Consider the following 24,437-nt stretch of genomic DNA (forward strand, 5'->3'; position numbering starts at 1 on the left):
GGCTTGAGTCTCCGGTCGTGAATAAAGGTATGACTTTATGCTGCAACTGATCCTCGGCGGCGCCCGTTCAGGCAAGAGCCGCCTCGCCGAAAAACTCGCCAGCGACAGCGCGCTGCCGGTCATCTACATCGCCACCAGCCAACCCCTGGACGGCGAGATGAACGAGCGCGTGGCCCTGCATCGCCAGCGCCGCCCCGAGCACTGGGGCCTGATCGAAGAGCCCATCGAACTGGCTCGCGTGCTGCGGGAAAACGCCGCCGTCGACGTCTGCCTGCTAGTGGACTGCCTGACCCTGTGGCTGACCAACCTGCTGATGCTCGAAGACCCGCAGCGCCTGGCCTGCGAGCGCGATCAACTGCTGGAAACCCTGGCCACGCTGCCGGGTGAAATCATTTTTGTCAGCAACGAGACCGGAATGGGTGTCGTGCCGCTGGGCGAATTGACTCGCCGCTATGTGGATGAAGCCGGTTGGCTGCATCAAGCCTTGGCCGAGCGTTGTCAGCGTGTTGTCCTGACGGTTGCCGGCCTGCCCCTGACTTTGAAAGGACCTGCGTTATGACTGACACCTGGTGGCTCAACCCTTGTAAGGCAATCGACGCGAATGCGTACGAACAGGCGCTGGCACGCCAGCAGCAACTGACCAAGCCCGCCGGCTCGCTCGGCCAGCTGGAGGCGTTGGCGGTACAGTTGGCGGGTTTGCAAGGCCAGGTCAAACCCTCGGTGGAGCAGCTGTGGATCGCGATCTTTGCTGGCGACCACGGTGTGGTGGCGGAGGGTGTGTCGGCGTTTCCCCAGGAAGTGACCGCGCAGATGCTGCATAACTTTGTCAGCGGGGGCGCGGCAATCAGCGTGTTGGCGCGGCAGTTGAACGCGCAATTGGAAGTGGTCGATCTGGGCACCGTGACGCCGACGCTGGACTTGCCTGGGGTGCGTCACCTGAATATCGGCGCGGGCACCGCCAACTTCGTCAACGGCCCGGCGATGACTGAAGCTCAGGGGCGCCTGGCCCTGCAAGCCGGTCGCGACAGTGCCTTGCGTGCATTGCAAGGCGGGGCGCAATTGTTTATCGGCGGCGAGATGGGCATCGGCAACACCACCGCCGCCAGTGCGTTGGCGTGTGCGTTGCTCGATTGCCAGGTCAGCGACCTGACCGGTCCGGGCACCGGGCTGAATGCCGAGGGCGTCAGCCACAAGGTGGCCGTGATCGAACGCGCACTGGCGTTGCATGCCGGGCAGCGGGGTGATGCGCTGCAAACCCTGTTCAACCTGGGCGGTTTTGAAATTGCCGCGCTGGTCGGCGCCTACCTGGCCTGCGCCCAGGCCGGCATCGTGGTGTTGGTGGATGGGTTTATCTGCACCGTCGCCGCGTTGGTGGCCACGCGCCTGAACCCGGCAAGTCGCGAATGGCTGGTGTTCGGCCATCGGGGCGCCGAGCCGGGTCATCGCCATGTGCTGCAAAGCCTCGACGCGCAACCGTTGCTGGAGCTTGGCTTGCGCCTGGGCGAAGGCAGTGGCGCGGCGCTGGCGGTGCCACTGTTGCGCCTGGCCTGTGCCCTGCATGGCCAGATGGCGACGTTCGCCGAAGCTGCCGTGGCAGATCGCCCGGCATGACCTTGCACCTGGACCTGCTGCGCCACGGCGAAACCGAGCTGGGCGGCGGCCTGCGCGGCAGCCTGGACGACGCGCTGACTGCCAAGGGCTGGGCGCAGATGCGCGCCGCCGTGGTGGCGCAGGGGCTGTGGGATCGTGTGGTCAGCTCGCCGTTGCAGCGTTGTGCGCGGTTTGCCGACGAGTTGGGTACGCAGCTTGCGGTGCCGGTGAGCCTGGAGAAGGATCTGCAAGAGCTGCATTTTGGCGCTTGGGAAGGGCAGAGCGCGGCGGCGCTGATGGAGACCGACGCCGAAGCGCTCGGCTTGTTCTGGGCCGATCCTTACAGCTTCACCCCGCCTCAGGGCGAGGCGGTAAGCGACTTTTCCGACCGTGTGCTTGGCGCCGTCGCACGCTTGCATCAGGCCTATGCCGGTGAGCGCGTGTTGTTGGTCAGCCATGGCGGCGTCATGCGCCTGCTGCTGGCGCGGGCGCGCGGGTTGCCCCGGGAGCAGCTGCTGAATGTCGAAGTCGGCCACGGCGCGCTGTTCAGCCTGCACGTCGCGGCTGACGGCGTGTTGAAGGAAGGAGTCTGACGATGCTGCCGTTCTGGATCGCCCTGCAATTTCTCAGCAGCTTGCCGATTCGCCTGCCGGGTATGCCGCAGCCGCAGGAATTGGGGCGCTCGTTGCTGTTTTATCCGCTGGTCGGCTTGCTGTTCGGTGGGCTGCTGTGGGGTTTGAATGCGCTGTTGCTGGGCGCGCCTTTGCTGTTGCACGCCGCGCTGCTGTTGACGGCCTGGGTGCTGCTCAGTGGTGGCCTGCACCTGGACGGCCTGGCCGACAGTGCCGACGCCTGGCTCGGCGGCTTTGGCGACCGCGAGCGCACCCTCACCATCATGAAGGACCCGCGCAGCGGACCGATTGCCGTAGTCACTCTGGGCTTGGTGCTGCTGCTCAAGTTCACCGCGCTGGTGGCGTTGATCGAACAACACAACGCTGCTGCGCTGATCCTCGCGCCATTGATCGGCCGGGCGTCGATGCTGGCGCTGTTTCTGACCACGCGCTACGTGCGCGCAGGTGGATTGGGGCAGGCATTGTCGGATCATTTACCCCGAGTTGTCGGCCAACAGGTGCTGATCCTCAGCGGCCTCGCGTGCCTGCTGATCGGCGGTTTCAGCGGCGGCATTGCGGTGCTGCTCGCGGCACTGTGCTTTGTCGGCTTGCGCCACCTGATGGTCAAACGCCTGGGGGGCACCACGGGCGATACCGCCGGTGCCTTGCTGGAACTGCTGGAAGTCGCGGTTTTGGTCGGCTTGGCGCTGTAACACTTTCTTGCATTCTCTTAATCGCGGGTATATACACGTTCCATGCTTGCCTCCCAATGTTTATGCACCAACCTGCGTCGCGCCGCTCGTGGCGTCAGCAGGCACTACGACGGCGCTCTCGACGGCTTCGGGATCAACGTTGCCCAGTATTCTTTGCTGTGCAACCTGCAACGTCTCGACCAACCCAGCATTTCCAGCCTGGCCGAAGCCATGGGCCTGGATCGCAGCACCCTGGGGCGCAACCTGCGGGTGTTGGAAGGCGAAGGCCTGGTGCAGTTGGTGGAAGGTGATGACCTGCGTAACCGCCTGGTGTTGTTGACCGCGGCAGGCGAGGAGCGATTGGCCGCGGCGTTACCGGCCTGGGAAGCAGCACAGCAGAAACTGATCGATCGACTCGGCGCGGAAAAACGCGAAACCTTGTTGGCCTTGCTGGACGAACTCGCCTGACGGCGGGTTTGTTCGAATACAAGCGGGTATATACCCGCGAGCGGAGAATAAGAAATGACCTCGATGTGGCGCACCAGTGGTTGGATCCTTTTAGGGAGTGCGCTGATCCTGGCGTTGTCCTTGGGCGTACGGCATGGCTTCGGCCTGTTCCTGGCGCCGATGAGCGCCGAATTCGGCTGGGGCCGCGGCACGTTTGCCCTGGCGATTGCCTTGCAGAACCTGGTGTGGGGCCTGGCCCAGCCGTTTGCCGGCGCGTTGGCCGACCGTTTTGGTGCGACCAAAGTGGTGTTTGTCGGCGGGGTGCTCTACGCCGTGGGCCTGGTGCTGATGGGCTTGTCTGATTCGGCGTGGTCGTTGTCCCTCAGTGCCGGCTTGTTGATCGGTATCGGCCTGTCCGGGACCTCGTTCTCGGTGATTCTCGGCGTGGTGGGCCGTGCTGTGGCGCCGGAAAAACGCAGCATGGCCATGGGCATTGCAAGCGCCGCCGGTTCGTTTGGCCAGTTCGCCATGGTGCCGGGCACCTTGGGTTTGATCAGTTGGTTGGGCTGGTCCGCCGCCTTGCTGGCGTTGGGCCTGATGGTCGCGTTGATCTTGCCGCTGGTCGGCATGCTCAAGGACAAGCCGCTGCCGGTGATGGCCGGCCAGCAAACCCTGCGTGAAGCGTTGAAAGAAGCCTGCTCCCACTCCGGGTTCTGGCTGCTGGCGTTCGGCTTTTTCGTCTGCGGTTTCCAGGTGGTGTTTATCGGTGTACACCTGCCGGCTTACCTGGTGGATCAGCACTTGCCGGCGACCACCGGCACCACCGTGCTGGCGTTGATTGGCCTGTTCAATATCATCGGCACCTACACCGCCGGCTGGCTCGGCGGGCGCATGTCCAAGCCGCGCTTGTTGACGGCGTTGTACCTGTTGCGTGCGGTGGTTATCGTGTTGTTCCTGTGGGCACCGGTGACGCAGGTCAGTGCCTACCTGTTCGGCATGGCGATGGGGTTGTTGTGGCTGTCCACCGTGCCGCTGACCAACGGCACGGTGGCGACCTTATTTGGTGTACGAAACCTGTCGATGCTCGGCGGGATTGTGTTCCTGTTCCATCAGATCGGCTCCTTCCTGGGCGGATGGCTGGGCGGGGTGGTCTATGATCGAACCGGTAACTACGATTTGATCTGGCAGGGCGCGATTCTCTTGAGCCTGCTGGCGGCGGCCCTGAACTGGCCGGTGCGCGAGCGGCCGGTGGCACGTTTGCAGGCGCAGATGGAGGCGGCATGAGCATAGCGGTACGCGGGTTGTTGATCGCGGCGGGGTTGATCCTGATGGTGCTGGCCTGGATGGGCTGGCAGCACGGTGGCCTGGCATTGATGCAACTGGGCATGGCGATCTGTTAAGTTCGTTGCCTGAACCTATTCAAGGACACACGACATGCAGATGCGCTGGCTCGCTGTACCCGTGCTGATGGCCATTGGCAGTGCCGCGATGGCTGCCAGTTGCCCGCCGTTGCTGGAGGGCCAATTGCCCAAGCTGCGGGCCAAGGAATCCATCGACCTGTGCCAACGCTTTGCTGGCAAGCCCCTGGTGATCGTCAATACTGCGAGCTTTTGCGGGTTTGCGCCGCAATTCAAAGGGCTTGAGGCGTTGTATCAGCGTTACAAGGATCAAGGGCTGGAAGTGATTGGCGTACCGTCCGATGACTTCAAGCAGGAAGCCAAGACCGGCGAGGAGACCGCCAAGGTCTGCTACGTGAACTACGGCGTGACCTTCACCATGACCGATCCGCAGAAGGTCAAGGGGCCGGATGCGGTGCACCTGTTCAAGGTGTTGGCCGCGCAGAGCAACGCGCCGAAGTGGAATTTCTACAAGTACGTTGTAGACCGCCAAGGCAAAGTGATCGCCGATTTCTCCAGCCTGACCAAGCCGGACAGCCCGGACCTGATCGAGGCCGTGGAGAAGGCGTTGGCTTCCAAGCCCTGATCGCCGGCCACTAAAAAGCCCCGCCTCCTTTGCAGGAGAGCGGGGCTTTTTTACACCGGTCTGAATCAGAAGGTGTAAGTCATGCCCAGGCCGAAACCGTTGGCACTGTTTTCGTACTTGGCGCGGTAGCCCGGCGCGTCGGTGCGTGTGACCTTGATGTCTTCTTCCTGCAGGTAGGAATAAGCCAGGTCGACGGTCATGTTATCCATGACTTTGTAGCCCAGGCCGACGCTGAAGATCGTACGGTCGCCAGTCGGGATGCGCGGCGAACGGTCTTTGTTGTTGGTCGGCGACTGGTCGAAGGTCAGGCCGGTACGCAGCACAACCTGCTTGGTCAGCTGGTACGAGGTACCCACTGCGTAGGCCCAGGTGTCGTGCCAGTTTTGCGGCTCGCTGATGGTCTTGATCGCGGCAGCACCAATGCCCGATGCAGCCGTTACACCTTCGTTGTTGACGGTGATTTCTTTCAGGCGGCTCCAGCGGGTCCAGGTAGCACCGCCGTACAGTTTCCAATCGGCGGTCAGGTCTTGAGTGACCGACGCATCCCAGGATTCCGGCGTGTCGATTTTCAGCGACGCGTCGTAACGGTTGTTTCTCAGCACGGGTTGAGTCGCGGCTGGACCGCTGACGGTGGTGTGACCTTCAAGCTTGTACTTGACCTTCGAATGGTAGGTCAGGCCAACGCGGGTGGTGTCGGTGGCTTGCACCAATACGCCGACGTTGAAGCCAAGGGCGGTATCGTCACCCTTGATTTTGACGTTGGTGTCGTTGGCCAGCGGGCTGATGGTCTTGTCCGATTCCAGTACGCCGGAAATCCGGTTGATGGTCGGGCCAAAGCCGATGGACACTTTGTCGTTGAATGCATAGCTGACAGTCGGCTGGAAGGTCATGACCTTCACTTCGCTCTTGCTGCCGAAGCCACGGCCCTGGAAGCCGCTTTCATAGTCGGTCACCAGGCCGAACGGTGCGTACACACCAAAGCCGATGGCCCACTGATCGTTGAGTTTGTTGGTGTAGAAACCAAAGGGCACGGCCGTGAAGGGAACCATGTCGCCTTTGTTGGTGCCTTTGACGCCACCGCTCGCATCTTTGATGTTGGTCGATGCATCAATGGCTGCAACGCCGCCAGTGATTTGCTGGCCATTGAGGCGCGACATACCGGCAGGGTTACCGTAGACAGTGCTTGCATCATCGGCAGAAGAAGAGCGACCTGCGAAACCGGTACCCATCCCGCTGACGCTCTGTTCGTTGAGGGCAAAGCCGCTTGCGAACAGTTGGGAAGAGGCCATGGCAACGGCGAGGCTAAGTGTGGTCTTGAGCATTACTTTTTTCATTATTAGAACTCCGTGGTGATCACCGCTGCGGAAAGTAACAATAATTTTAAGTTCGCGCTATAGGCTGAAATGCTGGAGATAGAGCGGTTTTGTAGGACAATCCGACCAAAATTCAGGTTTTTTGACGAACCTTGTAAATTGCCCGGTCAGCAAACCACGTGATTCATGGGTGAAACACAGGTTTGCCAGGTTTGGGTGAAATCACGCAGGCGTCCTTGTGGGTGAAATATTTCTTTCCAGATACGCGCCATGGCCAGGATATCGCCAGGGGGTGGCAGTGCGGGGTGATGTTGTTCGACCAGCAGCCAGGCAATGGCGGTGGCGTAACGCAGGTTTACGGTGAGCTCAAGTTGTGGCGCGCTGAGGAAGGCGTGTTGGCTGGCCAGTCCGCGTACGAGGCTGGCGCGCTCGGGGTCCAGTGCCAGGTAGTCGTCCCACAGGGCGCGATGGCGCGGCTCGGTGATGCTGTAGAGGCCATGGCCGCGCCGGTCGTGCAGGGCCGAGCCCAGTTCTGACTGGCTGGCCGCGATGCCCAGCAGCAGGGCTTCGGCAGTCGGGTCATGGCGGCCCAGGTAGATCAACGTCGGCCGGATCACATAACGACATAATTCGCTGGCAGCGATACCCATACAGGCCTCAATCCGTGACGAATAGGTCGGCGAAGCCTGAGAGCGGGGGGGGGGGCTTGGCAGCAATGGATCGGATCTCAGGCTTGCCGGAAGCGGATCATGCCGCTTGAGTTGAAGTGTAGTGTCATATTCATGATGTAAAGGACTGTTTTTAAAACATCTTATTCATTTAGTTATATCGTTTATATCTATTCGTAATGAGCAAGAAAGCGCATTGCAGAAACTTCAGGCAATAAAAAACCCTGTGTTTTAAACAGGGTTTTTGGTGTTTCAGCGACTCGGGTCGATCAGGCAGTCAGTGCCTGACGGGTACGCTCGATCACGGCCTGCAGCGGTTCTGCGCTGGAGTATTGATCGGGGTACAGGCGTTCGCTGTGACGAGCGATGCCGTGTTCGTTGACCAGGGTGAAGCTGAAGCAGCCTTTGCGAGCAGCCATGATCAGGCAGTTCATTGGTGCAAAAGCGTTGGTGAGGGTGCGAATGGCATCCTGAGTATGGATTTGAGCGTTCATATTATTGGTGTTCCTACAAATGACACGGATAAGAACCGTGCCGTATTAAAACGTTCCAGCGACGTTGATCACGATTGATCGAACGAAGAAACCGACTGGAACAAAGCAGCCAGTTTGAAGCGCTGATAAGTTAGGCGCGCTTGGGCTGGCAGGTAGGTACTTAGGAGGGCAGGCAACACAACAGGGGCAAAGGTTCTGGGCCCGGGGTGAAGATCCTGATCAATTTGCAGGTTGGTTCGGTCAGAGTATCAAGACTTCGCGTCACCCTTTGCTTGTGCAAAGGCAGTGTCGTCGCAAGTGATACCTGGAAACCATCGAGGTGGTCGATCCCGCGTTGTTCGGGGGAGTTGTTCGACCAGAATTGACTTTCAGCTTGGTACTAACGCCGCGGATAGTAACGGATTGAAACAAGGAAAGAAAGTGTGCCAGCCAAAAAACTTCAATCAGCCTCCCAGCAAGCCGCGATAGACCAGCACCGTGGCGGCTGCGGCCAGCGAGCAGCCCAGGGCATAGGCCGCCAGTGTCAGGCGCAGTGATTGGCCGGCCTCGATCACATTCATCACGTCGCGCATGTCGTTGATCCGACCGTCGCCCAGCTCGATGCACAGGCTCACGGCGGTAAAGGCCGCTGATAACAAAATGGCGATGGCAAACAACGCACCGTCGGGGGAGGGCAACGCTGCATTGATCCCTAGCGACGTTGCACAGATGGCCAGTAGCAACACGGCGAACAACAATATCCCTTTCATCGGCTCACTCACCGTTGCGCTAGCGGTGGAGCAGTGTGGCGAGCTGGCCAGGATTTGAAAAGTGGCCGATTCGCGGGGGCGGTAACATTTTTGCGGCCATGCGCTTTAAAAAAGCCGGCGATATAACCAGCGGATGGGTACTTGTGCACATTAGTTGCGATGTGTGTAACCAACCTGTCAACGGCTTCGCAGGGATGCCTTTAGCCTGTTATGGAAATTTAAGTCAATGAAAAATCTGGCTTTTTTTAATTGGTGAAAAAATCGTCAGTTTGACTGCGGCCCCCGCTCCATGGGCCTTTGCGTGAGTTTAAGTGGGGTTGTCCACTGACTTATCCACAGCTTCTGTGGATTGTCCCGAGCGCTTGCTCTAGAACGGGCGTGCCGCGTTTTTTCAGCTTTACCTGTGCGAAAAAAAGAGTAGAGTGGCGCGCCTTCCGTTCTGTCCCACAGTGCTTTATGAAGTTTCGCTCAGTATCACCTTCTGTTACCGACGCCCCCCAAACTGTTACCGCACCCAAGCGCTTTTCCTTGAAAGTCGCCTTGTGGTTGCTCGACAGTCCTCGCCTGGGGCACAGCACCAACGTCAAACACTTTGCCGGGCGCTTGCTCAAGCAGCCTGCCCGTGACGGTGTCGTGGCCGCGCAGAGCCGCCTGGGCCAGTTGATGTGCCGCGAATGCGGGAATGCGCGCGACCGCCGCATCGGCCATGATCTGCTGCGCCTGGCCGCCCGCGCCGGTGATCGGCGTGCCCAGCGTGAATTGGGCCAGGTCGAAGACTGAGCTGTCGCCAGGTCCTGTGCTCCGTTAACCTCTCTCTTTTTCGCTGATGGCAGAAATGGCTATGGCTTTTGACTGGACAGGTATTGCCCTGGGCCTCGCTGGCGCTGGATTGCCGCTACTGGCTCTGTGCTGGCAGCTGCAACGGCGGTTGACCGCACGCACCACCGGCTGGGAATTGCTCGAAGAGCGTCTGGCCACGGCACAGATGGCCCAGGAAGGCCTGGCTGCCCAGTTGGACGCGAGCCGCGATGAAATCAGCGACCTGAGCCAGGCCAATGCTGCCAAGCAAGCCGACCTGGCTGCCGTGCGCCGCGAAGTCGAGTTGTTGCAGATCGACCGCGACAACGCCCGCGACGCCGCCCATGCCTGGAACCTCGACCGCAACGCGAAGGACACCGAGCTGCGCCGCCTCGACGCGTTGTCGGCCGCCCTGCGCGCCGAGCTGCGCGAGCAACAGGACAGCCACCAACAACGCCTCACCGACCTGCAAGGCTCGCGCGACGAGCTGCGGGCGCAGTTCGCCGAGCTGGCCGGCAAGATCTTTGATGAGCGCGAACAACGCTTTGCCGAAACCAGCCAGGAGCGCCTGGGGCAGTTGCTCGATCCGCTGAAAGAGCGCATCCAGTCCTTCGAAAAACGCGTGGAAGAGAGCTACCAGAATGAGGCACGCGAGCGCTTTTCCCTGGCCAAGGAGCTTGAACGCCTACAGCAACTGAATCTGCGTCTGTCCGACGAAGCCACGAACTTGACCCGCGCCCTCAAGGGCCAGAAAACTCAGGGCAACTGGGGCGAGCTGATCCTCGAGCGCGTGCTGGAACACGCCGGTCTGGAGAAGGGCCGCGAGTACCAGACCCAGGTCAGCCTCAAAGGCCCGGACGGCGAGCGCTTCCAGCCGGACGTGTTGATCATGTTGCCCGGTGACAAGCAGGTGGTGGTCGACTCCAAGGTCAGCCTGACTGCCTATCAACAGTATGTGGGCGCGGATGATGAGGTGATCGGCCAGGCGGCATTGAAGCAACACGTCCTGTCCTTGCGGAACCACGTCAAAGGCCTGGCGGGCAAGGATTACAAACGCCTGGAAGGCTTGCACAGCCTGGATTTCGTGTTGCTGTTCGTGCCGATCGAAGCAGCATTTTCCGCGGCTTTGCAGGCCGAGCCCAACCTGTTCCAGGAGGCGTTCGACCGCCATATCGTGATCGTCAGCCCGACCACGTTACTTGCCACCCTGCGGGTGATCGACAGCCTGTGGAAGCAGGAGCGGCAAAGCCAGAACGCGCGGGAAATCGCCGAGCGTGCCGGGTGGCTGTACGACAAGTTCGTGTTGTTTATCCAGGATCTGGATGAAGTGGGCAATCGTCTGCAGCAGTTGGATAAGGCTTACAGCGCGGCGCGGAACAAGCTGACAGATGGACGCGGAAATCTGGTCAGTCGTACCGAGCAATTAAGGTTGCTGGGTGCGCGCGCCAGCAAAAGCCTGCCGGCAGATCTGCTGGAACGGGCAATGACCGATGCAGATGGCGTAGCTCATCTCCCTGAATAAACACTGAGCAAAATGTGGGAGCTGGCTTGCCTGCGATAGCGGTGTGTCAGCAGCCCATATACAAGCTGATCCACCGCTATCGCGGGCAAGCCCGCTCCCACAGGGATATGTGCCAAGCCTACCTACAGCGGCAAATGCCGACTCAGCAACGCCCGCAACGCCGCCGGCTTCACCGGCTTGGCCAGGTAATCCAGCCCCGCCGCATGCACCTCGGCCACCATCTCCGGCCGGGCATCGGCGCTGATCACCACGCCAGGAATCGGCTCCGCCAATTGTGCGCGCAGCCAGCCCATCAACTCGGTACCGGTCTCGCCATGGTCCAGGTGGTAATCCACCAAGGCCAGTTGCGGGCGCACGCCGTCGGCCAGCAACGCCGCGCATTGCGCCTGGTCGGTGGCGGTCCACACTTCGCAACCCCAGCGGCTCAACAGGCTGCGCATGCCGATCAGGATGCTTTCTTCGTTATCCACGCACAGCACTTGCGCGCCGCTCAATGGCAAGCCGCTTTCTTGCGCGCTCTTCACCTGCGGGGTCGCCTGGTTGCGCGCCAATGGCACGCGCACGCTGAACACGCTGCCCTTGCCGGGCCATGAGCGCACGCTCAAGCGGTGGCCCAGGACGCGGCACAGGCCATCGGCAATCGCCAGGCCCAGGCCCAGGCCTTTTTCGGCGCGGGTCTGGTGGCTGTCCAGGCGCTTGAATTCTTCGAAGATCACTTTCTGTTTGTCTACGGGAATGCCGGGGCCACGGTCCCACACCTCCAGGCACAACTCGCCCTTGCGCCGGCGTACGCCAAGCAGCACCGGGCCGTCGGCATAGCGGAAGGCGTTGGTGAGAAAATTCTGCAAGATCCGCCGTAGCAGCTTGATGTCACTGTCTACCCGCAGGCGGCTGCCGCGCAGGCGGAAGCGCAAGCCTTGTTCCTGGGCCAGGGCCTTGAATTCGGCGCCGAGGGTGTCGAACAGGTCATTGAGGGCGAAGGGCTGGCGTTGCGGATTGATCTTGCCGTTTTCCAGGCGCGAGATGTCCAGCAAGTCGCTGATCAGGTCTTCGGCGGAGCGCAGCGAGCTGTCCAGGTGCTGCACCAGTTGCCGGGCTTCGCCGGACAGGCCGTCGTTCTGGTGGGACAGGGCGGCGGAGAACAGGCGTGCGGCGTTCAGCGGTTGCATCAGGTCATGGCTGACTGCGGCGAGGAAGCGCGTCTTCGATTGGCTGGCGGACTCGGCCACGCCCTTGGCATCGGTGAGCGCCACATTGAGTTGCGACAGTTCATGGGTGCGCTCGGTCACCCGTTGTTCCAGGCCTTCGTTGGCCTCGGTCAGCGCTTGTTCGGCTTCGCGGAAGGCGGTGATGTCGGTGAAACTCATGACAAAACCGCCGCCCGGCATCGGGTTACCGATCAGCTCGATTACCCGTCCGTTGGGGAACAAGCGCTCGGAGGTGTGCGCGCGGCCCTGACGCATCCAGTGCAGGCGGCGCGCCACGTGCACTTCCGCCTCGCCCGGCCCGCACAGGCCGCGCTCGGCGTTGTAGCGAATGATGTCGGCAATCGGCCGGCCGACGCTGATCAAGCCTTCCGGGTAGTTGAACAGCTCCAGGTAACGGCGGTTCCACGCCACTAGCTTGAGGGACTGGTCCACCACGCTGATGCCCTGGGTGATGTTTTCAATCGCGCCTTGCAACAGCGCCCGGTTGAATTGCAGCACCTCGGAGGCTTCGTCGGCGATCCTTACGACGTCCTCCAGCTGCATTTCCCTACCTTCAATTGCGGCTTTAACCACGGCCCGCGTGGACGATGCGCCAAGCACGCCGGCCAGCAGGCGTTCGGTGTGGGCGATCCAATCGTTGTCCGCATTCTGGTTGGGGTTGAAACCCTTGCCCTGGCGGTAGGCGAAACGGATAAAGCTCTGCTGGGCGCGCTCTTCACCGACAAACCGCGCCGCCAGGCTCAGCAGATCGCTGATCTGCACCGACAGCATCGACCGCGCACTGGCCCGCTGGCTGATTTCCTGGCCAATAAAACGTCCCGCCTGCCAATGCTCGGACACCCGTGTGCGCGACAACATCGACACCCAGACGAACAGGGTGAAGTTGCCCGCCAGGGAGAGCACGGTACCCAGGGTCAGCGAGGTCACCGACAAGCCGAACGGGTGGGAATGCATCCACGTCAGGCCAGGGAAAAGGCTCAAGGACCAACCGAGACTTTTCGCCGTCACCGGTAGGACCAGGGTGTAGAACCACAGGAAAGTGCCCGCCGCCAAACCGGCAAATACGCCACGCCGGTTGGCTTGTTTCCAGTACAGCGCGCCGAGCATGGCCGGTGCCAGTTGGGTCACGGCGGCGAAGGCGATCTGGCCGATGGTCGCCAGGCTCGCGGTGGAGCCCAGCAAGCGGTAGCTCACGTAGGCCAGCAACAGAATGATCACAATGCTGACCCGGCGCACCGACAGCATCCAGTGGCGGAACACTTCGAACGGCCGCTCGGCGCTGGAGCGGCGCAACAGCCAGGGCAGCAGCATGTCGTTGGAAACCATGGTGGACAGGGCGATGCTCGCCACGATCACCATGCCCGTGGCCGCCGACGCGCCGCCGATAAACGCCAGCACGGCGAGGGCCGGATGGGCTTCGGCCATCGGCAGGCTGATCACGTAGGAATCCGGCAGCACCGAGCCGGGCAGCAGCATCTTGCCGCCGAGGGCGATAGGGATGACGAACAACGCGGCGAGAATCAGGTAGGCCGGGAATACCCATTTGGCCAGGCGCAGGTCCTGGGGGTCGATGTTCTCCACCACCGTCACGTGGAACTGCCGGGGCAGGCAGATGATCGCCATCATGGCCACGCCGGTCTGCACCACCATCGACGGCCAGTTGACGGTTTCTTTCCAGTATTCCTCCAGGCGCGGCGCGAGCATCGCCTGGTTGAACAGGTCGCCGAAACCGTCGTAGAGGCCGTAGGTCACAAACGCGCCGACGGCGAGAAAAGCGAAGAGCTTGACCAGCGATTCAAACGCGATCGCCAGCACCATGCCACGGTGGTGTTCGGTGGCGTCGAGGTTGCGGGTACCGAAGACAATGGTGAACAGCGCCAGCACCAGCGACACGATCAATGCCGTGTCCTGGGCGCGGGTGCCGGTGGTGTCTGCGCCGGCGCCGATCAGCAGGTTCACGCCGAGCACGATGCCTTTGAGTTGCAGGGCGATGTAGGGCAGTACGCCGACCAGGCAGATCAGCGCGACCACCACCGCCAGGGACTGGGATTTGCCGTAGCGTGCGGCGATAAAGTCGGCGATGGAGGTGATGTTTTCCTGCTTGCTGATCAGGATCATCTTTTGCAATACCCAGGGTGCCAACACCAGCAGCAGCACCGGTCCCAGGTAGATCGGTAAAAACGCCCACAGTTGTTCGGCAGCTTGGCCGACAGCGCCGAAGAAGGTCCAACTGGTGCAGTAGACCGCCAGTGACAAGCTGTACACCCAGGCGCGCACACGTGGCGGCAGCGGCGCGCGGCGGCGGTCACCGTAGAAGGCGATGGCAAACATAATGGCCATATAGGCCAGGGCAACGGCGGCGATCAGCCCGCTGGACAGCGTCATGGTAACTCCGAGCAGAAGAACACCCAGGCATTCCAGGCCCGGTGGGGCAGTTTCGCACGATGCAGGGGGTTAGTCAGTGTCGACCAAGGTCGCGTGAGGGGGAATGTCGCAGGCTCGCATTTAGCGCGGCGGCAGGGTCTTCTGGCGCAGGATATAGATAGTCACGAGTACGGCGCTGGTCAGCATGAACCCTCGCGCCCACGGCAGCGGCACCAGGTAGCAGGACAGGCCGATGCTCAACCACATCAAGCCGATGGCGTAGACCTTGCCTTTGAGGGGGATGCCATGGCCGTCCAGGTAGTCGCGAATCCACGGGCCCAGGCGCGGGTGTTCCACCAGCCAGTGGTAGAAGCGCGGGGAGCTGCGGGCGAAGCAGGCGGCGGCGAGGAGCAGGAAAGGTGTGGTCGGCAATACCGGCAGGAAAATGCCGATCACTCCCAGCGCTACGCTCAGCCAGCCGATGGCCAGCAGTGCGTAACGCAGGAGCGGCGAGCGGTTGCCCATGGGTGTCACGGGCACGCGACTCAGTGGTGACGTGGCTTGAGGATCGCCGGTTTTTCGTCAGGGGCGTTGCACAGCAGGTACAAGGCAGTCAGGGCTTCCGGGATCTGGACGATCATGTCGTCCATCAGGTTGGCGTCGGAGGCGATGTCGGCGAACTCTGGCTGGTCGTCGAACAGGCCCGAACCGACCATGATCGGCAGCAGCATTTCGCTGACTTCTTCCTCGGCGGTTTCGAACCAGGCGGCTTCACGCAGGAACACGCCTTCCATGAAGCCGATGCACCAGCCGCGCAGGTCGGAGTCGTCCGGCTCTTCGCCCAGGTCGAGGTCGCATGGCAGCTCGAATTCCTCGTCGGAGGCCAGTTGGCGACCGATGTGGGCTTTGAGGGCGATCAGGGTCGATTCGATTTCTTCGCGCTGGGCGGCGTCCGCATAGTGCGGCTCTTCGGCGAACAGGGCATCGATCCACTCACGATCCGGTACTTCTTCGGAACAGATGGACAGGGCGGTCAGGTAGCCGTGGGCGGCCACGTAGTCCAGCGCCTCGTCATGCAGCTCATCGGCGTCGAGGAAGGCTTGCAGGCGGGTTAGTTGCTCAGCGAAGGACATTGAAGGACTACCTTGGGAATAAACGATGCTGAATTCTAGGCTTTCTTGAGCGCCCAGGCCAGCCACACTGCATATTTGCCAGGTTTTAGATAGCCATCGCTATTCGTCAGCCGCGCCCTTTGCCGGGTGCTGCTCGGGTATACTGCCGCGTTTTGTGATGCCCCTGCAGGCCAAGCGCCAACCCGCGAAAACTTCGCTTACGGATTATTTTCCGTGAGACCGGGTTTTTTCGGCCAGCCTGTACAGAGGGATTTCGGCGATATTTTGGAGTTTTACATGCTCGAGCAGGCTCAACGCGTCCTCAAGGACATCTTCGGCTACGACAGTTTTCGTGGCCGCCAGGGTGCGATCATTGAGCGCGTGGCCAGTGGCGGCGATGCACTGGTCTTGATGCCTACCGGCGGCGGCAAGTCGCTGTGCTTCCAGGTGCCGGCGCTGCTGCGCAATGGCCTGGCGGTGGTGGTGTCACCGCTGATCGCGTTGATGGACGATCAGGTCGCGACCCTTGAAGAACTGGGCGTCGCCGCAGCATCCCTGAACTCCACCCTCAGCGCCGAGCAGCAGCGCGACCTGGCCGCGCGGATCAAGCGCGGCGAAGTGAAGATGCTGTACCTGGCGCCCGAGCGCCTGGTGCAGCCGCGCATGCTGGCGTTCCTGCAGAGCCTGGAAATCGCCCTGTTCGCGATCGACGAGGCCCACTGTGTGTCGCAATGGGGTCACGATTTCCGCCGCGAGTACCTGCAACTGGGGCAACTGGCCGAGTTGTTCCCCGACGTACCGCGCATCGCCCTGACCGCCACCGCCGACAAGCGCACCCGTGAAGAAATCGTCGAACGCCTGCATTTGCAGAACGCCGAGCGCTTCCTGTCGAGCTTCGACCGGCCGAATATCTTCTACCGCATCGTGCCCAAGGAGCAGCCGCGCAAGCAGTTGCTCGCGTTCCTGTCGGAGCGGCGCAGCGATGCGGGGATCGTCTATTGCCTGTCGCGCAAGAAAGTCGATGAAGTCGCCGCGTTCCTCTGCGAGCAAGGCTACCCGGCGCTGCCGTATCACGCCGGCCTGCCCAATGAAACGCGTTCGGCGCACCAGAAGCGCTTCCTCAACGAGGAAGGCCTGATCATGGTCGCTACCATTGCATTTGGCATGGGCATCGACAAATCCAACGTGCGCTTTGTGGCGCACATGGACCTGCCCAAGTCCCTTGAGGCGTATTACCAGGAAACCGGCCGCGCCGGCCGTGATGGCCTGCCGGCGGATGCGTGGATGGTCTACGGCCTGCAAGACGTGGTGATGCTCAAGCAGATGCTGCAAAACTCCGAAGGCGACGAGCGCCACAAGCGCCTGGAGCAGCACAAGCTGGATGCCATGCTCTCGTTGTGCGAAGAGACACGCTGCCGCCGCCAGACCCTGCTCGCGTATTTCGACGAAGACATGCCCGAGCCCTGCGGCCACTGTGACAACTGCACCGATGGCGTGCAGACCTGGGATGCCACCGAACCCGCGCGCCAGGGCCTGTCGGCCATTTACCGCACCGGCCAGCGCTACGGCGTCGGCCACCTGGTGGATGTATTGCTGGGCAAGGACAACGAGAAGGTGCGCAGCTTCGGCCACGAGAAACTCTCGGTCTACGGCGTCGGCAAGGCCCGCGCCGAAGGCGAATGGCGCTCGCTGTTCCGACAGATGGTTGCGCGTGGCCTGGTGGACATCGATATCGAGGGTTATGGCGGCCTGCGCCTGAACGACAGCTGCCGGCCGTTGCTCAAGGGCGAGGTTAGTCTGGAGCTGCGCCGCGACCTCAAGCCGCAAACCACCGCCAAGACCAGCACCAGCCAGGCCAGCCAACTGGTCCGTGGCGAAGAACGCGAACAGTGGGAAGCCTTGCGCACCCTGCGGCGCAAACTGGCCCAGGAACACAGCGTGCCGCCGTACGTCATCTTCCCCGACTCCACGTTGCTGGAAATGCTGCGCGAGCAGCCGACGACGATGTCGGAAATGGCCCGGGTCAGCGGCGTGGGTGCACGCAAGCTGGAACGTTATGGCCAGGCCTTCCTCGAAGTCCTTGGCGGCCAGGCCGAAGCGCCGAAGGAAGTCGCCGATATCCGCCACGAGCTGATCAGCCTGGCGCGTGCGGGCATGACGCCGATCCAGATCGCCGGCCAACTGCAATGTTCGGAGAAAAACGTCTATACCTTGCTGGCCGAGTCCATCGGCGCACAGCAGCTGTCGCTGGAGCAGGCCCTCGATTTGCCGGAAGACTTGCTGGGTGAAATCCAGGATGCATTCCTCGACGGCGAGGGCGAACTGCCGCCGGTTGCGGAGATCGCGCCATTGTTCACCGGGCGGGTGCCTGAGGGCGTTTTGTACTGCGTACGGGCTGCTTTGCAGTCCGAATTCGAAATTTAGTGCGTCAATTACGACAATGTAACGAATCAGTACATAGCACCTCTTGCCTACTGGCAGGGCTCATGCTTAGCTGACTAATAATTAGCCACACTTTGTTTTCAGTCTAAATCATGAGTTTTTTATGCCGTTAACCGATCAACACCGTTTTGGCATGCAGTTGGCGCAAATGTCCCGAGGTTGGCGCGCCGAGCTGGATCGCCGCCTGGCGGGGCTGGGCTTGTCCCAGGCGCGCTGGTTGGTGCTGTTGCACCTGGCGCGTTTTGAAGAAGCGCCTACCCAACGTGAGCTGGCACAAAGTGTCGGCGTTGAAGGGCCAACGCTCGCACGTTTGCTTGACAGCCTCGAAAGCCAGGGCCTGGTGCAACGCCAGGCCGTGGTGGAAGACCGCCGCGCCAAGCGCATCCTGCTGTGCGACACGGCCCGCCCGCTGATCGATCAGATCGAAACCATCGCCACGGCGTTGCGGCATGAGCTGTTTGTCGGTGTGGATGAAGAGGATATGAAGGTGTGCATGCGCGTGCATGGGCACATCCTGGCGAATCTGGAAAAGTCCTGATCCTGGACGATAGGTGGGGGCTGGCTTGTGTGGGAGCTGGCTTGCCTGCGATGCAGGCACCTCGGTCTGCCAGTTAAACTGTGGTGATGCCATCGCAGGCAAGCCAGCTCCCACAGAAAACAGCTCCCACACATGCTGTGTCAGAAGGTTTGGCCCAGGTTCAAATACACCGCCTTCTGATTGTCATCGTTAAACCCATAGCTGAAATTCAGCGGCCCCAACGGCGTATCGAACCCCAGGAAAATACTCGCCGCGTTGATGTACCCGCTGTCGAACTCGTTATCGTTGTTCCACGCCCGGCCCCGCTCCAGCGACGCCCCCAGGTACAGCGGGAAATCCAGCGGCAAGTACGAGCGCGGCGTCAGCCGGCGGTAGTACACCGCCCGCATCAGGCTGACGTTCTGCCCGGAAATCGCATCCTCGCGAAAGCCTGACAGCTGCCGCGCACCACCCAGCAGGAAGCTGGAAATCACCACGTCAGACTTATCCAGCGTGCGCCCGTAACGACCGCCCAGCACCAGCGTATCCGGGCCATTGCTCATGGCCTTGTCCAGTTTGAACTCCCACTGCCGGTAGCGTTGGTCAGAGCCCAGCCCCGGTTCGAATTCGCGGTAGGCCAGGCCGATGTCTTCGCCGGTGTGGGGGAAGTACACGTTATCGAGGGAGTCGAAGGAGTACTTCAACTCGTAGAAGCCTTCACTGAAGCTCACGCTCGGCAGGTCGCGATCACCGATGCGCACATCCGCCTTGCCCCAGGCCTCACCGACACCGAAGCGGATTTCGCCGCTGTTGCCGATCTGCCGTCCGACGTTCAAGCCGAAACCGTAGCGTTCCAGGCGGTATTCAGAGATGGGATCGTTGTCCAGGATCAGCTCGACGTTCTGCGCCTGGGCCCTGATATAAGGTGCGACGAAGTACCGCGAGCCGGTGTCCATCGGTTGGTAGAACTCGCTGTACAGCTCTTGGCGATCGCCGATCTGTACCCGCGTCAGCCATTCGGCCCCCAGGCGGTTGATGCCGTTCATGCGGTAGCTGGCGCCGAGGTTGAAGGCGCTGTCGCCACGCATGTCGTCGGACAGGTTCAGGCCCAGGCGCAGGTAATCGGTGCCGCTGCGCTTGCCCCGTGCGCTGATGACCAGGGTGTTGTCCTGGCCTTTCTTGATCACGCGGTATTGCACCTGCTCGAAGTAATCCAGGCCGTACAAGGTGCCCATATCGGTTTGCAGGCGCCCCAGGTTCAGCGGTTCGCCCAGGGGTTGGCGGATGTAGTAGCGGATCACGTCTTCGCTGACTTTCGAATCGTTCTCCACGGTGATCGCGGTGATCACCGGCGTGCGCTCGCCCGGTGTACGCGCCGCCACCAGTTGCGGGTCGACCGGCTCTGCGGGGCGCAGGTGGGCCAGGCGCAGGTCGAGGGCGCGGGTGGCGCGGTAGCCGGCGTCGATCATCTCTTTGGCGCGGCCAAAGTCGGTCACGCCAAAGGCCGCCAGGGGTGGCTGGATCAGCACGTCCTTGGGGTGCAGGGCCTTGAGTTGTTCCTCGGAATTGCGGCGCGTCATCAGGGTGATGGACTGGTTGAGCACGTCCACCACCGTCGCCAGTTGTTTGCGCGAACGCAGTGGGGTGCCGATGTCCACGACGATGGCGATGTCCACGCCCATCTCCCGCGCCACGTCCAGCGGGATATTGTCGGTCATGCCGCCGTCCACCAGCAGGCGGCCGTCCAGCTCCACTGGGGCAAACACAGCGGGGATCGACATGCTGGCGCGGATCACCTGGGGCAGGTGGCCCTTGCTGAACACCACCTTTTCGCCGGTGGTGATGTCGGTGGCCACCGCGCGGAACGGGATCGGCAGCTTGTCGAAATTGCGCGTGTTACTGCTGTGGGCGAACATGCTTTCCAGCAGCAGCGCGAGGTTCTGGCCCTGGATCACGCCCAGTGGCAAACCCAGGCTGCCATCGTCGCGAAAGCTCAGCTTTTGTTTGACCAGGAAGTCGCGGTCATCCTGTTTGCGTCGAAACGGCACGTCTTCCCGTGGCGGCGCGTCGGACAGTGCCTGTTGCCAGTCGATGCTCAGCGCCAGTTTTTCCAGCTCGTCGATCTTGTAGCCCGACGCATACAGCCCGCCAATCACCGCGCCCATGCTGGTGCCGGCAATCGCATCGATATGGATGCCTTGCTCCTCCAGCGCCTTGAGCACGCCGATATGCGACAGGCCACGGGCGGCGCCGCCGGAGAGCACCAGGCCGATTTTCGGACGTGGGGTTTCGACGGCTTGGGCGAGGAGGGGCAGCAGGCACAGCAACAGGCAGGACAGCAGGCGGCGCATCATGAATCTCAAGGCTTGGCGATAAAGGCCGGTATTATAGCCACCCGATCCGCCGAGCCCGTTACCCCTGGAGCCTATCAAGTTATGTCCACGAGCAAGCCCGAGATTGTCATCACCTATTGCACCCAGTGTCAGTGGCTGCTGCGCGCGGCGTGGCTGGCCCAGGAGCTGCTCAGCACGTTTGCGGATGACCTGGGCAAAGTGTCGCTGGAACCGGCCACCGGCGGTGCGTTTCGCATCACCTGCGATGGCGTGCAGATCTGGGAGCGCAAAGGGGATGGCGGCTTCCCGGAAGCCAAGGTGCTCAAGCAGCGGGTGCGTGATCAGATCGACCCGCAGCGCGACCTCGGGCACAACGACCGCACGCCGTGAAGGTCACCGCTCCAGGGGAACGGTGACCAGGACGTGGCTACTTGGCGGCCATCTTCTGCTTGATGAACCCGACAACCCACGTCAGCACCAGGCCGCCGAGGCCACCACCGGCAATGTTGGTGCCCACCGCCGCCACGTCCAGTGCCGCGCCGTCGGCTGTGCCGGTGAACTGCGCAATGACCTGCCCCAGGACCAGGCCGCCCACACCGCCGAGAAAGGTGTTGAGCCCGGTCCCCAGGCTCTGCTTGGTCATGCCGGCCAGGTTGCCGCCGACGGCACCGCTGATGATCTGCACCAGCAAGCTGATAAGTGTTTCCATGATGAAACCCCTGCATAGCGTTAATGGAGTGACCACTCGCTTGCAGCAACTTCAAACGTCAGGGCTGTCGTCGAGAAGTCTTTATCCGTTGAACGACGACAGACTGTTGCGGATCGCCAGAGTATAGATCAGGCCGTTGCCGCCGGCTGTTTGGCCTGGCTGGCGCTGCCCATCAGGCCGGACAGCACGATGGCGACGATGATCAGCGCGCCGCCCAGGAGCATGCGCAGCGTCGGGGTTTCGGCGAACAGCAGCCAGGCCACGGTGATGCCGTAGACCGGCTCCATGGCAAACACCACCGACGCGGTACGCGCGTTGATCACCGCCAGGCTGGCGACAAACAGGCTGTGGGCCAGGCCGGTGCAGAACACCCCCAGCAAGCCGATCCACAACCAGTCCATGCCGCGCACATCCGCCAGCCCGGGGGCCGCAACCGGCAACAGCAACGCCGCGACCACCACGTTCTGGCACAGCGCGGCCTGCACGGCGGGAATCCTCCCGGAGCTGGCGCGATTGTTCAGCGACAACAAGGAGAACAGCAGCCCCGAGGCGATGCCCCACAACAGGCCGCCGGTGGCTTCGCTGGCCAGATTGAAGTCTGGGGTGACCAGCACCAGGCCGATGCTGACCAACACCACCAGCAGCACTTCGTTGGCGCGGATGCGCTCGCGGAAAATCAACCCTTCGAGGATCACGGTAAACGCCGGGAACGCGGTAAAGCCCAGGGTCGCGACCGCCACACCACCCACCTTGACGGCCATAAAGAACGTCACCCAATGCGCCGCCAGCAATACGCCGCTGACCAGCAGCCGGCGCCAGTCGCGGCTTTGCAGTTTTTTCCAGGGGGCATTGCTGGCAAAGCGTGCGAACACCGCCAGGGCGAGCACGGCAAACGCGGCGCGACCAAACACGATGATGGTCGGCGAGGCGGCCGCCAGCTTGCCGAATACGCCGGTGAGGCCAAACATCAATGCGCCGATATGCAGGGCGCCGAGGGCTGAACGGGGAGTCATTGCAATCCTTGACCATACGGGGTGACGAAAAACCCAGTCTAGAGGGTGGCAGGCCTGGGTGTCTGTCGTCGGGCTCGCGCTGTTTGTCGCGGGACTCTTGCTACGGTGCGCGCCGCAACTGACCAGGGGAGGCGCCGAATTCCCGCAGCATCGCGGCGGCGAAGGCGCTTTGCGAGCTATAGCCGACGCGCTCGGCGATTTCACCGATGGGCAGCGGTGTGCGGCGCAGCAGGTCGAGGGCCATGTGCAGGCGACGGCTGCGGATGTAGTCCATGGGTGTCTGCCCGCATTCGGCTATGAACCGTGCATGCAGGCGCGCCGGCGACAGGTCGGCGATGCGCGCGAGGTCGGCGACCTGTAGCGGGTGGGCGACGTGGCGCTCGATGTGCGCATTGAACGCGGCATACGGCAGGCGTTTGCCCGGCAGGGGCTCTTGCTGATGGTTGAGGCTGGCGAGCAGCAGCACCGCGCCTTGTTGCACGATCAGCGGGTCGTTCACCGGGCTGTGCGCCAGCCACTGCACCAACTGGTGTTGCCGCGCGTCCAGGGCCAGGCGCGTCGGTTGATCGAGCAAGCGGCGACTGGCATCCGCATGCTCCCCCAGCGATTGCAGCACCCAGTGTTCGGTGGGCACGTCCAGCACCAGGCAGCGGCTGCCATCGCGGCTGTCGCAGACGTGGTGGGCAGAGTAGGGCAGCACCATCACGCTGCTTTCGCGCACCTGGCTGCCACGGCCCTCGACCTCGAAGTCCAGGTGCCCGGACAGGCCGAACACCAGCTGCGCATGGTCATGGCTGTGGTCGATGGGCGCTTGGGTGTAATGGCGTAGCGTGAGGATTGGTCTCATCGCGGTCTCCTGGGGCAGGCTGTCGCAGTCTACAACGCTTCGTGCCTGCTGGGCGCTGTCATCAGACTGACGCACCGTTGTCATGGGCTATTAATCGCCTTGGCGCAAGCTCGCAAAAACAGCGTCGAGGGATGCCCATGACCAGTGCCGAGTTGACCAAGCCCAGCCGCAAGCAACGGGTGCGTACCCTGTGGATTTCCGATGTGCACCTGGGCACCCGGGATTGCCAGGCCGAACATTTGTCGCAATTCCTCAAGGGCTACCACGCCGACAAGATCTACCTGGTGGGTGACATCATCGATGGCTGGAAACTGCGCGGCGGCATGTATTGGCCCCAGGCCCACACCAACGTGATCCGCCGCCTGCTGACCATGGCCAAGCGCGGCACCGAGGTGATCTATGTCACCGGCAACCACGACGAATTCCTGCGCCGTTATTCCAAGCTGATCCTCGGCAATATCCAGTTGGTCGACGAAGCGGTGCATGTGACGGCGGACGGTCGGCACCTGCTGGTGATTCATGGCGACCAATTCGATGTGATCACTCGCTATCACCGTTGGCTGGCGTTCCTTGGCGATTCGGCCTACGAATTCACCCTCACCCTGAACCGCTGGCTCAATCACTGGCGCGCGCGGTACGGCTACGGCTACTGGTCGCTGTCGGCGTATCTGAAGCACAAGGTGAAGACGGCGGTGAGTTTTATCAGCGATTTCGAAGAAGCCATCGCCCACGAAGTGACCAAGCGCGAGCTGCACGGCGTGGTGTGCGGGCACATTCACCATGCGGAGATTCGCAAGGTGGGCGAGGTGGATTACCTCAATTGCGGGGATTGGGTGGAGTCGTGCACGGCGTTGATCGAGCACTGGGATGGGCAGATCGAGTTGTATCGGTTGGCGGATGCGCAGGCGAAGGAAGCGCAGCTCAAGGCGGAGATGGTTGCTGGCTGAAAGGTTGTCCTCGGTCCAAATGTGGGAGCTGGCTTGCCTGCGATAGCGGTCTATCAGTGCAAAATGTGGGGCTGACAC

General features: G+C 61.9%; 24 protein-coding genes. 13 read left to right on the forward strand and 11 right to left on the reverse strand.

All coding sequences use genetic code 11. From position 1 onward, the window contains the following. The first annotated feature begins 37 nt into the window (after positions 1–37). The 7 genes from cobU to B348_RS0102820 all read left to right on the forward strand — a co-directional run bounded on the left by cobU (position 38) and on the right by B348_RS0102820 (position 5,323). Positions 38–559 carry a bifunctional adenosylcobinamide kinase/adenosylcobinamide-phosphate guanylyltransferase gene (cobU, locus tag B348_RS0102785; protein WP_017734641.1) on the forward strand — a complete coding sequence of 174 codons (522 nt, stop codon included), beginning with the start codon at positions 38–40 and terminating at the stop codon, positions 557–559. After that, positions 556–1,611: a nicotinate-nucleotide--dimethylbenzimidazole phosphoribosyltransferase gene (gene cobT / locus B348_RS0102790; protein ID WP_017734642.1), complete on the forward strand. Its 1,056-nt coding sequence runs from the start codon at positions 556–558 to the stop codon at positions 1,609–1,611. Before cobU ends, cobT begins: the two co-directional genes overlap by 4 nt. After that, positions 1,608–2,183: an alpha-ribazole phosphatase family protein gene (gene cobC / locus B348_RS0102795; protein ID WP_017734643.1), complete on the forward strand. Its 576-nt coding sequence runs from the start codon at positions 1,608–1,610 to the stop codon at positions 2,181–2,183. The genes cobT and cobC overlap by 4 nt, the downstream gene beginning before the upstream one ends. A 2-nt stretch (positions 2,184–2,185) precedes the next feature. Further along, positions 2,186–2,914, forward strand: coding sequence for an adenosylcobinamide-GDP ribazoletransferase (locus B348_RS0102800; RefSeq protein WP_017734644.1), 729 nt, complete (start codon positions 2,186–2,188; stop codon positions 2,912–2,914). Positions 2,915–2,956: 42 nt separating this feature from the next. Then, a complete protein-coding gene (locus B348_RS0102805; protein WP_017734645.1) occupies positions 2,957–3,361 on the forward strand; it encodes a MarR family winged helix-turn-helix transcriptional regulator in 405 nt (134 codons plus the stop codon). A gap of 63 nt (positions 3,362–3,424) precedes the next feature. Next, a complete protein-coding gene (locus B348_RS0102810) occupies positions 3,425–4,624 on the forward strand; it encodes an MFS transporter (RefSeq protein ID WP_177325305.1) in 1,200 nt (399 codons plus the stop codon). Positions 4,625–4,774: 150 nt separating this feature from the next. Next, positions 4,775–5,323 carry a glutathione peroxidase gene (locus B348_RS0102820; protein ID WP_017734648.1) on the forward strand — a complete coding sequence of 183 codons (549 nt, stop codon included), beginning with the start codon at positions 4,775–4,777 and terminating at the stop codon, positions 5,321–5,323. 65 nt (positions 5,324–5,388) lie between these two features. Here the strand turns inward: B348_RS0102820 and B348_RS0102825 are convergent, their stop codons facing one another. The 4 genes from B348_RS0102825 to B348_RS0102840 form a co-directional block, all read right to left on the reverse strand. Next, positions 5,389–6,657: an OmpP1/FadL family transporter gene (locus B348_RS0102825; RefSeq protein ID WP_026136509.1), complete on the reverse strand. Its 1,269-nt coding sequence runs from the start codon at positions 6,655–6,657 to the stop codon at positions 5,389–5,391. A 146-nt stretch (positions 6,658–6,803) separates the two neighbouring features. Then, entirely contained in the window at positions 6,804–7,286 is a 483-nt protein-coding gene (locus tag B348_RS0102830; RefSeq protein ID WP_017734650.1) for a hypothetical protein, read from the reverse strand. 287 nt (positions 7,287–7,573) lie between these two features. Further along, positions 7,574–7,798 (reverse strand): hypothetical protein, encoded by a 225-nt coding sequence (locus B348_RS0102835; protein ID WP_005790139.1) that lies wholly within the window; start codon positions 7,796–7,798, stop codon positions 7,574–7,576. A 443-nt stretch (positions 7,799–8,241) separates the two neighbouring features. Beyond that, positions 8,242–8,547, reverse strand: coding sequence for a hypothetical protein (locus B348_RS0102840; protein ID WP_026136510.1), 306 nt, complete (start codon positions 8,545–8,547; stop codon positions 8,242–8,244). A gap of 456 nt (positions 8,548–9,003) precedes the next feature. On the opposite strand from B348_RS0102840, the gene B348_RS01000000129660 reads away from it, so the two are divergent. Continuing rightward, positions 9,004–9,327 carry a hypothetical protein gene (locus B348_RS01000000129660; RefSeq protein WP_032864680.1) on the forward strand — a complete coding sequence of 108 codons (324 nt, stop codon included), beginning with the start codon at positions 9,004–9,006 and terminating at the stop codon, positions 9,325–9,327. A 61-nt stretch (positions 9,328–9,388) separates the two neighbouring features. Then, complete coding sequence (gene rmuC, locus B348_RS0102850; protein ID WP_017734653.1) at positions 9,389–10,867, forward strand: DNA recombination protein RmuC; 1,479 nt, start codon at positions 9,389–9,391, stop codon at positions 10,865–10,867. A gap of 122 nt (positions 10,868–10,989) precedes the next feature. Here the strand turns inward: rmuC and B348_RS0102855 are convergent, their stop codons facing one another. The 3 genes from B348_RS0102855 to B348_RS0102865 all read right to left on the reverse strand — a co-directional run bounded on the left by B348_RS0102855 (position 10,990) and on the right by B348_RS0102865 (position 15,572). Then, complete coding sequence (locus tag B348_RS0102855; protein WP_017734654.1) at positions 10,990–14,460, reverse strand: PAS domain-containing hybrid sensor histidine kinase/response regulator; 3,471 nt, start codon at positions 14,458–14,460, stop codon at positions 10,990–10,992. A gap of 120 nt (positions 14,461–14,580) precedes the next feature. Continuing rightward, positions 14,581–14,964: a YbaN family protein gene (locus tag B348_RS0102860; protein WP_017734655.1), complete on the reverse strand. Its 384-nt coding sequence runs from the start codon at positions 14,962–14,964 to the stop codon at positions 14,581–14,583. 20 nt (positions 14,965–14,984) lie between these two features. Then, positions 14,985–15,572, reverse strand: a complete 588-nt coding sequence (locus B348_RS0102865) for a YecA family protein (protein WP_017734656.1) — start codon at positions 15,570–15,572, stop codon at positions 14,985–14,987. A 276-nt stretch (positions 15,573–15,848) separates the two neighbouring features. Here B348_RS0102865 and recQ point away from each other — a divergent pair, with 276 nt between their 5' ends. Beyond that, entirely contained in the window at positions 15,849–17,975 is a 2,127-nt protein-coding gene (gene recQ / locus B348_RS0102870) for a DNA helicase RecQ (protein WP_017734657.1), read from the forward strand. A 121-nt stretch (positions 17,976–18,096) separates the two neighbouring features. Next, positions 18,097–18,531, forward strand: coding sequence for a MarR family transcriptional regulator (locus tag B348_RS0102875; protein WP_017734658.1), 435 nt, complete (start codon positions 18,097–18,099; stop codon positions 18,529–18,531). A 140-nt stretch (positions 18,532–18,671) separates the two neighbouring features. Here the strand turns inward: B348_RS0102875 and B348_RS0102880 are convergent, their stop codons facing one another. Then, entirely contained in the window at positions 18,672–20,861 is a 2,190-nt protein-coding gene (locus B348_RS0102880) for a patatin-like phospholipase family protein (protein ID WP_017734659.1), read from the reverse strand. Positions 20,862–20,945: 84 nt separating this feature from the next. Between B348_RS0102880 and B348_RS0102885 the strand changes: the two genes are divergently transcribed. Then, the gene (locus B348_RS0102885; RefSeq protein WP_017734660.1) at positions 20,946–21,233 is read left to right on the forward strand and encodes a SelT/SelW/SelH family protein; all 288 of its coding nucleotides are present in this window, start codon (positions 20,946–20,948) and stop codon (positions 21,231–21,233) included. 37 nt (positions 21,234–21,270) lie between these two features. Here the strand turns inward: B348_RS0102885 and B348_RS0102890 are convergent, their stop codons facing one another. The 3 genes from B348_RS0102890 to B348_RS0102900 form a co-directional block, all read right to left on the reverse strand. After that, positions 21,271–21,552, reverse strand: a complete 282-nt coding sequence (locus B348_RS0102890) for a hypothetical protein (protein ID WP_017734661.1) — start codon at positions 21,550–21,552, stop codon at positions 21,271–21,273. 128 nt (positions 21,553–21,680) lie between these two features. Further along, positions 21,681–22,565: a DMT family transporter gene (locus B348_RS0102895; protein WP_017734662.1), complete on the reverse strand. Its 885-nt coding sequence runs from the start codon at positions 22,563–22,565 to the stop codon at positions 21,681–21,683. Between the two features lie 100 nt (positions 22,566–22,665). Then, on the reverse strand, positions 22,666–23,412 hold the full coding sequence (locus tag B348_RS0102900; RefSeq protein ID WP_017734663.1) for an AraC family transcriptional regulator: 747 nt from the start codon (positions 23,410–23,412) through the stop codon (positions 22,666–22,668). 137 nt (positions 23,413–23,549) lie between these two features. On the opposite strand from B348_RS0102900, the gene B348_RS0102905 reads away from it, so the two are divergent. Next, positions 23,550–24,359, forward strand: coding sequence for a UDP-2,3-diacylglucosamine diphosphatase (locus tag B348_RS0102905; protein ID WP_017734664.1), 810 nt, complete (start codon positions 23,550–23,552; stop codon positions 24,357–24,359). Positions 24,360–24,437: the final 78 nt, after the last annotated feature.

This window comes from Pseudomonas sp. CBZ-4 (assembly GCF_000346755.1).
In the GTDB taxonomy this organism is placed as follows: Bacteria; Pseudomonadota; Gammaproteobacteria; order Pseudomonadales; family Pseudomonadaceae; genus Aquipseudomonas.